Consider the following 12,467-nt stretch of genomic DNA (forward strand, 5'->3'; position numbering starts at 1 on the left):
GATGAAAGAACAATATTTAAAAAATGCAGAAGCTTTTGTTGGTGATGTCTGTGATTCGTTAGTTTTATATGGTCTTTTTAGTGAAGATAATGGTTGGGCCAATTGCCACGCACATGATAATAGTGATGCACAGGCGGTGTATCTATTTTGGTCAAGTGAGAAACTGGCTAAAAAATTACAAAATTCAGAGTGGGCTGATTATAAAATCACCGCAATTGAGCTGGGCGTGTTTTTAGATTCATGGCTTGATGGAATGCAAAAACAACAAGTTTTTGCTGGTTTAAACTGGGATGAGAATTTATACGGTCTTGAAATAGAAGCACAAGTCGTAAAAAATTCATTACTAGAAAAAGCGCAAGATATTAGTCAAAATGAAGCTGAAGAACTACATTAAAAAATAACAACATGAGATAACGACATAGATAAACGTGTATTCTAATGTCGCTATCTCATTTTTCAATTATTGCTCAGGGTAAGTACCCCAACCATCATAATTAATATTAAAAGATTCTGCTAAGTGGAATAATTTTTCAACATCCTCAAAGATATCTTCTTCATCTAAGTGCATTTCAAGAACTACATCAAAAGCCAGAATAATGCTGCCATCTTCAAGCTCTAATTCTTCAGCGTCCGTGACTTCATAGCCTTTTTTAAAGCAGGCAACGGCCGCTTTTTCTAAGATGTCAAAATTACTACATGAGAGATGATGCTCAATCATGTAAATGGCATCGGGGTTACTACCATCTTCAAGTACCGCTTCTACAATATCTTGTGTTTCTTCTGCAAGTTCTTGTAATCGCTCTGCTGAGCTTACATTTTCTATTGTCATTTTAAATCCTTAACCGCAACAGTTTTTGTCATCTGAGCGTCTAACTTCTTTATTTAATTGCTCATATTTAGCTAACATAAGCGCATGTGAATCATTCATTAAACGGCGGATCTCGCGTTTTTTATATTGGGTAATATCAATGGGATCTAACATTTCCACAATGACTTCGCCATTATCCCAACGATTAAGTTTAACTTGTTGATGGGTACACGATACAACGGTGGGAATGATATTCACCTCCGCTTGTAATGCTGTATGAAAAGCGCCCATTTTAAAAGGTAATAAGCCTTTACCATTACTGCGCGTACCTTCAGGGAAGATCCACACTGCAATTTTTTTATCATGCATTTGTTTCACTACATCTTTTATCGTATCTTTTGACTTTTTTGGATTGTCTCTATCGATTAAAATATTACCGGTTAACCAATAAATAATACCAAAGAAAGGGATCCAAACGAGACTTTTTTTACCAATTGTCACGGCGTTCGGTTGCACCGCGCCAGTGGTCGTGATCATGTCGTAACTATTTTGATGGTTTGCTATATAAACGGCAGGACCATAGTTTTTGGCATTTTCAGGCACACGATAAGTGACTTTTAAGCCGACCATCCAAGCCATTTTGCTAAATAATATTGCAAAATGATAGGTGTTTTTAGGATTGCGGGGGCTTAATGCGCAATAAAAAATAGAATAAATGCTTAGCCCTATAATAGTAAAAGTAAGCATGATAAAGCGAATGATAAATAACATTTTAACTCTCTTCTTCGGACATTTTAATAACGTCAATATTGTCTACACGTTGTAAACCGCGTGGTAACTTTCCGCCTCGACGGCCTCGTTCACCTTGATAAGCCACTAAATCACTTGCTTTTAGTGTGAGTTTCCGTTTTCCAGCATGTAACGTAACAGAGCCTTCTTTTGGAATGATCCGTAACATGGTAACAAATTCTTCACGTTTAGTCGCTTTTGCGCCCATGATGTTGATCATTTTATTGCCTTTACCACGGCTTAAGTTCGGTAAACTATTTACTGGGAATATCAGCATCCGTCCTTCATTACTAATGGTTAAACATAAATCATCTGCATTGTTACTGAGTTTTTGAACGGGTAGTAAATAGGCATTTTCACTTAGGTTAATAAGTGCTTTACCATTTTTATTACGACTATTGATATCACTAAATTTAGCAATAAAACCATAACCATGATCGCTACTAATAATATATTGGTCGTTGTCATCACCGAGTAGCACACTCACAAACGCACATTGTTCATTTTGATTAAAGCGACCGGTTAATGGCTCGCCTTGAGAGCGTGCAGAAGGCAGTGAATGTGCGTCGAGTGAATAGGCGCGTCCACTGGCATCAATAAATATCGCACTTTGATTGCTGCAACCTTGGGCGCTGATCAAGAACTCATCACCGGTTTTATAATTCAGAGCTTGGGCATCTACATCATGGCCTTTAGCGGAACGGATCCAGCCTTGTCGCGATAAAATCACGCTGATCTGCTCATTAGGAAGCAGTTCTTTTTCCGTTAACGCTTTCGCTTCTAAGCGTTCAACAAGAGGCGATCGCCTCGCGTCGCCATAATTAAGTGCATCTGCTTTTATCTCTTTTTTGAGTAACGTATTAAAGCGACGTTCGGAGTTTAATAAAAGAAGAAGTTTGTCTTTTTCGGTATTTAAGTCGCTCATTTCTGAACGAATTTGAATCTCTTCTAGTTTTGCTAGTTGACGTAATTTTATCTCTAAAATGGCATGAGCTTGACGTTCCGAAAGATCAAATCGAGTGATCAACTCCGCTTTTGAATCATCATAATTACGGATGATTTCGATGACTTCATCAATATTTAAGTAGGCAATTAATAGCCCCTCTAATAGATGTAAGCGTGTTTCGATTTTGTCGAGTCTAAATTGTAAGCGCCTGCGCACTGTGCGCTTACGATACACGAGCCATTCATTTAATATCTTAAGTAGCCCTTTGACTTGTGGGCGCTTATCTAAACCAATCATATTTAAGTTAACTTTATGATTAACTTCTAAATCAGTGGATGCAAATAAATGATGCATTAAAGCTTCAGTGTCGATGCGTTTTGAGCGTGGCACAATAACTAAACGAGTCGGATGATTACGATCGGATTCATCACGTAAGTCGGCAACCATCGGCAACTTTTTATCGATCATCTGCTTAGCAATATCTTTTAATATTTTCCCACCAGAGACGCGGTGCGGTAATGCACTGATGACAATATCACCCTCTTCCATGTGGTAAACAGCGCGACTTTTAAAACTTCCACGACCCGATGTGTATATTCTTTTAATTTCATGACGCGGGGTAATGATTTCAGCTTCAGTCGGATAATCGGGGCCTTGTACGAACTCTAATATATCGCTCAGTGTCGCTTTAGGATGATCAATAATATGTAAGCAGGCTTCTGCTACTTCGCGCAGATTATGCGGAGGGACATCGGTTGCCATTCCGACGGCAATACCGGTGATACCATTTAGTAATATATGAGGTAAACGCGCGGGCAGTAACTCAGGCTCTTGTAATGTGCCATCGAAGTTAGGTTTCCAGTCTGTTGTACCTTGCGCTATTTCAGAGAGTAATAACTCTGAAAATTTAGATAATCGAGATTCAGTGTAACGCATCGCAGCAAATGATTTAGGATCATCGGGGGCGCCCCAGTTACCTTGGCCATCAATCAGAGGGTAGCGATATGAAAATGGTTGCGCCATTAATACCATGGCTTCATAACAAGCACTATCTCCATGAGGATGGTATTTACCTAGTACGTCACCGACAGTACGTGCTGATTTTTTATGTTTGGAAAGTGCCGATAAGCCTAATTCGGACATGGCAAAAATGATGCGGCGTTGCACGGGTTTTAAGCCATCACCGATATGTGGTAATGCTCTATCCATGATCACATACATGGAATAGTTTAAGTAAGCTTCTTCGGTAAATTTAGCTAAAGGGAGTTGTTCTATCCCTTGTAAGCTTAAATTTTGTTTGTCACTCATGGTTAATGACCTTGTTTAACGAAAGATAAAAGGGGGATAACGTTATAAAAAGGTATATAACGTATATCCCCGCATCAAAGATTAAAGAGGCAGTTTAATAGCACTGCCTTAAAAAATTATAACTGTGCAAACGCTTTTTTAGCGGCTATCAAAGTATTTTCAATATCTTGATCGCTATGTGCTAAAGATAAAAATCCTGCTTCAAAGGAAGAGGGTGCAAGGTATATTCCCTCATTTAACATCAAGTGAAAGAATTTTTTGAATTTATCGACATCACAGTTGCACACCTGCTCGAAGTTTGTAACCTGCTCTTGTTCAGTAAAAAAGAAGCCAAACATCCCACCCACATAATTAACACTCAATGCGACATTTTCTTCTTTGGCAACACGTTGTAAGCCTAATGCCAGTTTTTCGGTTTTTTGTGCCAGCTGTTTATAATTTGGAGTATCTAACGCAGTTAAAGCAGCTAAACCCGCCGCCATAGCAATAGGGTTTCCTGAGAGCGTGCCTGCTTGATAAACTGGGCCGGTTGGAGCAATGTGTTGCATGATCTCTTTTTTACCACCAAAGGCGCCAACAGGCATTCCGCCACCAATCACTTTTCCAAGTGTGGTTAGATCTGGGATCACATCATAATAAGCTTGTGCACCCCCTAAAGCGACCCGAAAGCCAGTCATTACTTCATCAATAATAAATAGTGCATTATATTTGTCACATATTTTACGCAAGCCTTGTAAAAAACCAGGTTGTGGTAAAATACAGTTCATATTTCCAGCTACCGGCTCCACAATAATACAGGAAATATCATCAGGGTACTCTGCAAATAAAGCCTCAACAGAGGCCAAATCATTATAATCGGCAATTAACGTATGTTTGGCAAAATCGGCAGGGATACCGGGAGAGCTTGGTTGTCCTAGTGTTAAAGCGCCAGATCCCGCTTTAACTAAAAGTGAATCGGCATGGCCGTGATAACAACCCTCAAATTTTACGATTTTATCACGCGATGTATAACCACGTGCTAAACGGATCGCACTCATGGTTGCTTCTGTGCCTGAACTCACCATACGTAATTGTTGCATTGAAGGCACTAAGCTACGCACTTTCTCTGCCATAATAATTTCAATTTCAGTCGGTGCGCCAAAACTTAGGCCATTTTCTACGGCATCTAATACTGCTTTTTTGATGGCGGGATGGTTATGACCCAAGATCATTGGTCCCCATGATCCAACATAATCAATGTATTGCTTTTTATCCGCATCAAAAATATAAGCGCCATCAGCACGCTCAATAAAGAGAGGACCTCCACCGACACCATTAAATGCTCGAACAGGTGAATTAACACCGCCGGGAATAATATCTTGGGCACGTGTGAAGAGTGTTTGTGAGTTACTCATGGAAGATCCTTGTTATATGGCATTAAAAGCGTCAATATAACAGATATATTAAAAACATAAAAACATGAAAACAACACATTTAATGCCCTACATCATATTACTTTTACTTATTTATTTTATATAATCATCATTTTTTTGTCGCTATACCTTTTACTTTTTAAAATAAGCAGTCTATCTCCTATGAAACGAAATATAATTCAAATCCTTGTAGACCTTTTCAAATTCCTCGTTGGTTATTTTTTCACCAACAAAAAAAGTGCATTATTACTTTGGTTAGCCGTATTAATTGGTATTTTAGCTGGCGCACTTTCTGCTTTTTTTGACCGATGCATTAATTGGATCGGTGCTTTTCGTGTTGAATTAATAGAGCAGTATAGCTCACCGGGTTTACCTCTTTGGTTGGTGGCCATTCCCATATCATCTGTCATGGTAGGTCTCGCATTTTACATTACGCACCGTTTTGCACCCGAGTCTGGAGGCAGTGGTATTCCAGAAATCGAAGGGGCGATGGAGGGCATGCGCCCCGTACGATGGAAGCGCGTGCTTCCTGTTAAGTTTTTTGGTGGACTACTTGCTTTGGGCAGTGGTATGGCGTTGGGCAGAGAGGGGCCTTCTGTGCAGTTAGGTGCAAATATAGGCCGAATGATATCTGATACTTTTAAAATGGATAAATTAGATGCGCAAGCCCTGCTTGCATCAGGGGCCGCTGCCGGTCTTGCAGCCGCTTTTAATGCGCCTTTGGCTGGCATTATGTTTGTTATCGAAGAGATGCGATCACAATTTAATTACAGCTTAACATCGACAAAAAGTGTTTTCATTAGCGCTGTGATGGCAACTATTGTGATGCGTTTTATGACGGATCAGCAAGCCGTGGTGACCGTTACTCAATATTCTCATCCTGATTTAATGTCATTATGGTTATATCTCCTTCTGGGTTTTTGTTTTGGCGTATTAGGGGTATTATTTAATAAAATGATTTTGGCAACACAAGATATGTATCTTTTTATTCATAAAAATCAGCGTTGGCGTTTTGTTTGTGTTGGGTTGTTTTTAGGGGGCGTATTTGGCGCTTTATCAGTGTTATCTCCGCATATTGCGTTTAGTGGCTTAGAGCTTATTCCGCAGGTTGAAGGTGGTGAGTTTTTTGCCGGTGGTTTGCTTGTTATATTTTTATTTCGTATCCTTACTACATTACTGAGTTTTGGCTCGGGAGCACCGGGCGGTGTTTTTGCCCCCACATTGGCTCTCGGCACCTTATTTGGTATGTTATTTGGTTTAGGGGCGCATGAATTTTTCCCTGAACTGGTGAGTATGCCAGGCACCTTTGCGATTGCTGGCATGGGGGGGTTGTTCGCGGCGACAGTACGCGCCCCGATAACGGGTATTTTACTGGTGATTGAAATGACCAGTAATTATCAAATGATATTGCCACTTATTGTGACCTGCTTAGGCGCTACTATGGTAGCGCAAGCATTGGGAGGTCGCCCTATTTACACACAATTACTGGAACGTACTATGCGCTTATCAATGCGTCAAAAACGTGCAGATAAAACACGTAAAGCGATGTTTCGCTTTAAATCTAAAAAGAAATAAGAGGTTAACTTGAAACGCTTACGGAAAAGCTTTATTAAATGGTTAGTAGTTTCTTTATTTTGTCTTTTACTCGGATTTTTATTAGGAAAATTCAAGCAAACTATTTTAGAATCTGAATTATTACAGACACAACAGCAACTGACCGAACAAACTCAAGATCGGTTGCTCCGAGTGAAAAAAATAGCGCGTTTTGAAATTCAAGCACAACTTGATAAATTAGCGATACAAGCCTTAATAGATAAAAATAAGGGTTTAAATAGCACATTGGCAGAAGCTAAAAACAAAATATATTTTTATGAAAGGGTTATAGCCCCCGAAAAGGAAGAGCGTGGGGTAAAAATATATTCTTTTAATATTGAAAAAAATAAGCACTCGATGCTTTGGGAATATGAGCTAGTATTAATGCAATTACAAAAGGGACAGCGCCTTTTAGAAGGTCAACTTGAGTTACAGGTTTCTTTTGTCGAGCAGGATAAGTTGTATAAAAAAAGTTTAAAAAAATTCACCGATAATTCGGAAAATACGTTTAAATTCAAATATTTTCAAAAATTAAAAGGGGCATTTTCGTTACCCGAAGAAATGCAGGTTGATGAAGTGTTGATCACGTTAAATGTGCAAGGTGATAGGCACAACAAGCCCCAAACAATAGAACATAGCTATGATTGGCGTGTGCTTGTAAATAAATCAAATACGCCTTTAAGCGAGTATGATAAACCAACACGGCCATTATTGGAGGCTCAATAATAGTTGAACTAATTAGTCGGGTATTAGATAATACACTTAATTAAACATGTTTAGAGGTTACCATGAGTTCTGGTGTAGAAATGGCATTGCCCATTTATTTTAGTGAGAGTGCTGCTAATCAAGTTAAAGGATTAATGGTTGATGAAGATCCTGCCATGAAATTACGTGTTTATGTGACCGGTGGTGGCTGTTCTGGCTTTCAATATGGTTTCACATTTGATGAGAAAATCAATGAAGGCGACACTCTCATTGAGAAAAATGGTGTAACATTAGTGGTAGATTCAATGAGTTTACAATATCTTGTGGGTGGTACGGTTGATTACACAAGTGGTTTAGATGGCTCTCGATTTTTTGTCGACAATCCAAATGCAACAGCAACGTGTGGTTGTGGGTCTTCTTTCTCTATCTAGCGTTATATACCTATGTTAGCTCAAGATATTTTATCCGGCGAGAGTGAAGATAGCAATTAAAGGCGCAAACCTTGTTCATGGTTATTCTCTTTTCATTGGTTGCAACGTAGGAGATATACGAACTAGCGCCCCAAGGAACGCCAAATTGAACTTATCGTCTATGTTGATGTGTTGTTATAAAACATCAATATAGAATAACTATGTTTCAATTTTATGCCTAGAAGCGAAGCCTAATCTGGCTTGCTGATTTTGTATCTTGAAGTGTCATGGGTATAAGTATCAAAAAAGAAAAATAAAAACTATTGCAGGTCACTTTATTATAGGCTCAGTGTTTTAATAAAAGTTGAGCCCTATATACTGCTTTCGGTTTTGTTTTGTTATCAACAAAAAGGCTTTGACACTAACTGAAGTAAAGCCTCTCCGATACAAATCCTATATGTTCGAGTATTAGCGTGCTTTATAACGTTGGGAAACCTTCGCCTATCAGGCGTATTGTCGTATTTTTTCACAGTAAATGGATTTTTAAATGTTGCAAGATTACCTTTATATATTTGATATGTTAGGAACAATGAGTTGCGCTGTGTCGGGTGTTATAGTGGCAACAAGATTACGTATGGATCCTTTTGGGCTCTTGGTCATCGCCACAGTAACTGCGGTAGGTGGGGGCACGTCTCGAGATATCATGATGGGCGCAACGCCTGTTTTTTGGATCCATGATAATAATTATATTTATGTGGTATTTATTAGCGTGCTTGTCTCTGTTTTATGGTTACGGCGTTTACATAAAGTACCGCCTTATTTATTATTAATGTGGGATGCTTTTGGTTTAGCTATCTTTACGGTTGTTGGCGCGCAAAAAGCGATGTTGCTAGGATTTTCACCGCTTATTGTGGTTGCTATGGGCTGCGTGACGGGCGTTGCTGGCGGCATGATCCGCGATGTGTTAACCGGTCAGATCCCCTTTGTGTTGCAAAAAGAGATTTACGCAACGGCATCTTTATTTGGGGCGTTATTATATGTGGGTTGTAGTTATATGGGGTTAGAGCCGATAGTGGTGATGATCATTGCTATATTAGGTGCGTTATCACTACGCCTTGCTGCCTTGTATTGGCATTTATCGTTGCCGATATTAAGTGCTAATTAACGCCTAGTAGAGCGCATTTGTTGTAACGAGTTGGTGTCAACAGGATCTAAAAGTGTCAGTAAGGATACTTGCGGAGAATGAAATAGACGATAAAAAAAGTCCGAACAATAAATTGTTTGGACTTTTTATTATTTATTTGTGCTCGCATTTTCCATTAAGTGGCTCGCCATAAAGGTAGAGACTATGGTTAGTAAGCTTAATGCCATAGTGGTCAGCAATCAGTTGTTGCTGCTTTTCAATAATGGGATCGTTAAACTCTGATACATGCCCACACTTAAGACAAACAAGATGATCGTGATGCTCTTGATTTGCTAACTCAAAAACAGATTTACCACCTTCAAAATGATGACGCGTCACAATGCCGGCATCATCAAATTGGTTTAATACACGATAAACGGTAGCAACACCCACTTCATCGCCTTGCTCAAGTAATTTTTGATATAACTCTTCTGCGCTAAGGTGTTGATTTTCAGGCCATTTTAATAACTTTAAAATTTTAACCCGAGGAGAAGTTACTTTTAATCCTGCTTCTTTTAATGCTTCATTTTCTAAAGACATAATGTTTCCTTCTCTATTTATCAATCAATCAGCAAGCTCTGCTAAACACATTTCGTCAAAAACTTGTTTTGACCATGCTTTAACGCGGGGTGCTGTTAGTTCTGGTTGTCTATCTTCATCAATGCCGAGGCCAATAAAGTGCTTGTCGTCAACAACGGCTTTTGATGCTTCAAAATCGTAACTTTCGCTTGGCCAATTACCTATAATAATAGCACCTTTACTTTCAACTATCTCACCGAGCTGACCCATAGCATCAAGAAAGTATTCTGCATAATCTTCTTGATCGCCACAGCCAAAAATAGCGACTAATTTGTCTGTAAAATCTATTTCAGCAAGATCCGGAAAAAAATCATCCCAATCACATTGCGCTTCACCGTAGTACCAAGTAGGGATACCAAAAAGTAATAAACTAAATTCAGAAATTTCTTCTTTACTGCTTTTGGCGATATCTTTAACTTCAACTAAATTTTTGCCTAACTCTTTTTGGATCATTTTTGCAACAGCTTCAGTATTACCGGTGTCACTACCAAAAAAAATGCCAACACTCGCCATTTGTTTCTACCTTTTTAAATTAGTTTAATTGTGCATGTAGTAATTGATTAATCAATTCACCACGGCTGATTTCTTGCTCTTTCGACAGTTGATTTAGAACATTAAACAGTGTGCTATCAACTTTTAATTCAATACGTTTTAAACCTTTTTCTCTATCTCGTAAAATTTGTTGTTGCTTATTCATTTTAAGCTGAACTTTACGTGAATGAGGATTGCTTTTAGGTCTACCTGGACGTACCTCATCAGCAAATAGATCGTGAGTAATACGATCTGATGATTCTTTTGCCATTTTTCTACCTAAAAGTAATTGTATGATAACTATTTATCTGCATTAATTTTGCAGGTAGCGTCATTAATTGCTATTAATTTATGTGTTGGTCCAAAGGATCTCTATGATTGCTTTAAAAATAAAGCCAACACAACCAAATAGCAATACGGCCCAGACAATATTACGTCCATATTTAGGCACGTTACTACGCTTTAATACATCTTGAACAGAGAGACCCATTAATAAAAACAACAATAAATAAAAAGCATAGAGGCCAATAGTCTCAATTTGATCCGTATATTGTTGTAACATAATTTAGGCTTCATTCAAAAAGAGGAATATAACATATCTTTATTTTAATTACCGTGCGTTTTTTTGAAAAAATTGTTCAACTAAGCGATTAAATGTTTTTGCTTTTTGTATATGTAACCAATGATCCGCTTGTTGAATAATTTTAGCCTGCGCGTGTGGGAATTGTTTTAAAATGTCGTTTTGGTAACTTGGTAGAATATAATCGGAATCAGCGCCTTTAATAAACAGTATTTTTTTATTAAAAACCGCATCTTTGTATGGCCAATCACGAATATTCTCATAGTGTTGATAAAGCGTTTTCAGATTAAAGCGTAAGATAAACCCTTGTGCTACTTTATGTAATGACTTGAGTAAAAAACTACGTACCTCTGCGCTATCAATCTTTTGAGAAAGGGCCTCATTTACTTCGTATCGCGTTTTATATTGGCTAAAATCAAGAGAATTTAATGCTTCAAAAACAGGGCTGTGTTTGTCTTCATAGATAACGGGTGCAATATCTGCCACTACGAGGCTGTTAATGCGTTGTGGAGAGCTTAATGCGCAAGCCATTGCTACTTTTCCGCCCATTGAATGACCTACCAATGAAAAGGTGTTGATGTTTAAACTATCGGCGAGATCAAAAATGTCCTCGGCCATTAAAGCGTAGCTCATGCTATCACTTTGCGGGCTTTGTCCGTGATTACGCAGGTCGACTAAAACAATATGGTGCGTTGTATTTAGGTGTTTAGCGAGTAATGCAAGGTTGCTTAAACTGCCAAATAATCCATGTAATAGGAAAATAATTTCGCTTTTATCGGTCGCGTCATGTTTAAGTGCTTTTTTTATTTGGTAATTTAGTAGCATAAGATCTGATTTTAAGTGAAAATAAAAAGACAAGTATTGAGGTTAGGCGTTAAAAGTTTAACACAGTTGTAATATTTGCACGGTTTTTAATTGTTTTGAAAGTATGAAAAGTACTCGGGTAAGATGGTGATTGTATGAAAAATATTGAGATAGAAGACGATTTATATAAATATATTTTGGCGAATATAAAAGAGTTTGGCGAAACGCCGTCACAGATACTGCGCCGCTTACTTGCATTACCTAAAATAGACTTACAAAGCGAGCAAGTGCAAAGAGCTGAAGATAAAACGCCTGTTGACGCGATAGTTAATGTGGCGATGCGTAGCCGTGAAAATATTACCGTGAATACGGCTTTGAGTCAGGAAGAGCCACTAATAGAATCGAGAGCAACGGCTCTGCCTTTTGCGTTGTCACAAGGTATTCGGATGTTGTTTGAACATGATGTGTTTAAAAAAGAAACGGTGATCACCAATAAATTCAAAATGATGCTAACGGCGATGTATTACGAAGATAATGCAGCCTTCGTGCGCGCAGCAAAAGCGGCGAAAGGGCGATCTCGTGATTATTTAGGGCAACATTTAGAGTCGTTGTTAGCATCTGACAATAGCGATGAATTAGCGCAGTTTGTTGCCAGTAAACCTCGTCAAATTCCACATACACCTTTTTGGGTGGTGACCAATGCCAATACCGGGCGAAAACGTATTATATTAACGAAAATGATGGTGGAAATGGGCTACCCTGCACATTTGGTTGATCAAATTCAACACGTTATTTAGAGATTTCTTATTAAGATAAACA

At 38.5% G+C, this 12,467-nt stretch carries 15 protein-coding genes; 6 read left to right on the plus strand and 9 right to left on the minus strand.

What is annotated here, in order from left to right:
• Position 1: 1 nt before the first annotated feature.
• Positions 2-394 (plus strand): DUF2750 domain-containing protein, encoded by a 393-nt coding sequence (locus PCNPT3_RS03145; RefSeq protein ID WP_015464421.1) that lies wholly within the window; start codon positions 2-4, stop codon positions 392-394.
• A gap of 66 nt (positions 395-460) precedes the next feature.
• Here PCNPT3_RS03145 and rraB read toward each other — a convergent pair whose 3' ends face one another.
• The 4 genes from rraB to hemL all read right to left on the minus strand — a co-directional run bounded on the left by rraB (position 461) and on the right by hemL (position 5,245).
• Positions 461-829: a ribonuclease E inhibitor RraB gene (gene rraB, locus PCNPT3_RS03150; RefSeq protein ID WP_015464422.1), complete on the minus strand. Its 369-nt coding sequence runs from the start codon at positions 827-829 to the stop codon at positions 461-463.
• Positions 830-838: 9 nt separating this feature from the next.
• Positions 839-1,579, minus strand: a complete 741-nt coding sequence (locus tag PCNPT3_RS03155; protein ID WP_015464423.1) for a 1-acylglycerol-3-phosphate O-acyltransferase — start codon at positions 1,577-1,579, stop codon at positions 839-841.
• Position 1,580: 1 nt separating this feature from the next.
• Positions 1,581-3,851 carry a DNA topoisomerase IV subunit A gene (parC, locus tag PCNPT3_RS03160; RefSeq protein WP_015464424.1) on the minus strand — a complete coding sequence of 757 codons (2,271 nt, stop codon included), beginning with the start codon at positions 3,849-3,851 and terminating at the stop codon, positions 1,581-1,583.
• Between the two features lie 116 nt (positions 3,852-3,967).
• Positions 3,968-5,245, minus strand: coding sequence for a glutamate-1-semialdehyde 2,1-aminomutase (gene hemL, locus PCNPT3_RS03165; RefSeq protein ID WP_015464425.1), 1,278 nt, complete (start codon positions 5,243-5,245; stop codon positions 3,968-3,970).
• Between the two features lie 180 nt (positions 5,246-5,425).
• Here hemL and clcA point away from each other — a divergent pair, with 180 nt between their 5' ends.
• The 4 genes from clcA (at position 5,426) to PCNPT3_RS03185 (ending at position 9,136) form a co-directional block, all read left to right on the plus strand.
• Positions 5,426-6,838 carry a H(+)/Cl(-) exchange transporter ClcA gene (gene clcA / locus PCNPT3_RS03170; RefSeq protein ID WP_015464426.1) on the plus strand — a complete coding sequence of 471 codons (1,413 nt, stop codon included), beginning with the start codon at positions 5,426-5,428 and terminating at the stop codon, positions 6,836-6,838.
• A 9-nt stretch (positions 6,839-6,847) separates the two neighbouring features.
• A complete protein-coding gene (locus PCNPT3_RS03175; RefSeq protein WP_015464427.1) occupies positions 6,848-7,582 on the plus strand; it encodes a DUF6776 family protein in 735 nt (244 codons plus the stop codon).
• A 62-nt stretch (positions 7,583-7,644) separates the two neighbouring features.
• Positions 7,645-7,992 (plus strand): iron-sulfur cluster insertion protein ErpA, encoded by a 348-nt coding sequence (gene erpA / locus PCNPT3_RS03180; RefSeq protein ID WP_015464428.1) that lies wholly within the window; start codon positions 7,645-7,647, stop codon positions 7,990-7,992.
• Between the two features lie 526 nt (positions 7,993-8,518).
• Entirely contained in the window at positions 8,519-9,136 is a 618-nt protein-coding gene (locus tag PCNPT3_RS03185; protein ID WP_015464429.1) for a trimeric intracellular cation channel family protein, read from the plus strand.
• A 132-nt stretch (positions 9,137-9,268) separates the two neighbouring features.
• On the opposite strand, the gene fur is transcribed toward PCNPT3_RS03185, so the two are convergent.
• From fur to PCNPT3_RS03210, 5 genes are all read right to left on the minus strand, one after another.
• Positions 9,269-9,694, minus strand: coding sequence for a ferric iron uptake transcriptional regulator (gene fur / locus PCNPT3_RS03190; protein ID WP_015464430.1), 426 nt, complete (start codon positions 9,692-9,694; stop codon positions 9,269-9,271).
• Positions 9,695-9,718: 24 nt separating this feature from the next.
• Positions 9,719-10,246 (minus strand): flavodoxin FldA, encoded by a 528-nt coding sequence (gene fldA, locus PCNPT3_RS03195; protein ID WP_015464431.1) that lies wholly within the window; start codon positions 10,244-10,246, stop codon positions 9,719-9,721.
• A gap of 19 nt (positions 10,247-10,265) precedes the next feature.
• Complete coding sequence (gene ybfE / locus PCNPT3_RS03200; protein WP_015464432.1) at positions 10,266-10,535, minus strand: LexA regulated protein; 270 nt, start codon at positions 10,533-10,535, stop codon at positions 10,266-10,268.
• Positions 10,536-10,613: 78 nt separating this feature from the next.
• Positions 10,614-10,826, minus strand: coding sequence for a DUF2788 domain-containing protein (locus PCNPT3_RS03205; RefSeq protein WP_015464433.1), 213 nt, complete (start codon positions 10,824-10,826; stop codon positions 10,614-10,616).
• 48 nt (positions 10,827-10,874) lie between these two features.
• Positions 10,875-11,669 carry an alpha/beta fold hydrolase gene (locus PCNPT3_RS03210; RefSeq protein WP_015464434.1) on the minus strand — a complete coding sequence of 265 codons (795 nt, stop codon included), beginning with the start codon at positions 11,667-11,669 and terminating at the stop codon, positions 10,875-10,877.
• Between the two features lie 134 nt (positions 11,670-11,803).
• Between PCNPT3_RS03210 and PCNPT3_RS03215 the strand changes: the two genes are divergently transcribed.
• Positions 11,804-12,445: a regulatory protein gene (locus tag PCNPT3_RS03215; protein ID WP_015464435.1), complete on the plus strand. Its 642-nt coding sequence runs from the start codon at positions 11,804-11,806 to the stop codon at positions 12,443-12,445.
• Positions 12,446-12,467: the final 22 nt, after the last annotated feature.

Origin of the sequence: Psychromonas sp. CNPT3 (genome assembly GCF_000153405.2) — a bacterium.
Taxonomy (GTDB): Bacteria; Pseudomonadota; Gammaproteobacteria; order Enterobacterales; family Psychromonadaceae; genus Psychromonas.

Coding starts and splice junctions, on each gene's coding strand:
- PCNPT3_RS03145 (WP_015464421.1), top strand. CDS start 2: ATGAAAGAACAATATTTAAAAAATGCAGAAGCTTTTGTTGGTGATGTC.
- rraB (WP_015464422.1), bottom strand. CDS start 829: ATGACAATAGAAAATGTAAGCTCAGCAGAGCGATTACAAGAACTTGCA.
- PCNPT3_RS03155 (WP_015464423.1), bottom strand. CDS start 1,579: ATGTTATTTATCATTCGCTTTATCATGCTTACTTTTACTATTATAGGG.
- parC (WP_015464424.1), bottom strand. CDS start 3,851: ATGAGTGACAAACAAAATTTAAGCTTACAAGGGATAGAACAACTCCCT.
- hemL (WP_015464425.1), bottom strand. CDS start 5,245: ATGAGTAACTCACAAACACTCTTCACACGTGCCCAAGATATTATTCCC.
- clcA (WP_015464426.1), top strand. CDS start 5,426: ATGAAACGAAATATAATTCAAATCCTTGTAGACCTTTTCAAATTCCTC.
- erpA (WP_015464428.1), top strand. CDS start 7,645: ATGAGTTCTGGTGTAGAAATGGCATTGCCCATTTATTTTAGTGAGAGT.
- PCNPT3_RS03185 (WP_015464429.1), top strand. CDS start 8,519: ATGTTGCAAGATTACCTTTATATATTTGATATGTTAGGAACAATGAGT.
- fur (WP_015464430.1), bottom strand. CDS start 9,694: ATGTCTTTAGAAAATGAAGCATTAAAAGAAGCAGGATTAAAAGTAACT.
- fldA (WP_015464431.1), bottom strand. CDS start 10,246: ATGGCGAGTGTTGGCATTTTTTTTGGTAGTGACACCGGTAATACTGAA.
- ybfE (WP_015464432.1), bottom strand. CDS start 10,535: ATGGCAAAAGAATCATCAGATCGTATTACTCACGATCTATTTGCTGAT.
- PCNPT3_RS03205 (WP_015464433.1), bottom strand. CDS start 10,826: ATGTTACAACAATATACGGATCAAATTGAGACTATTGGCCTCTATGCT.
- PCNPT3_RS03210 (WP_015464434.1), bottom strand. CDS start 11,669: ATGCTACTAAATTACCAAATAAAAAAAGCACTTAAACATGACGCGACC.
- PCNPT3_RS03215 (WP_015464435.1), top strand. CDS start 11,804: ATGAAAAATATTGAGATAGAAGACGATTTATATAAATATATTTTGGCG.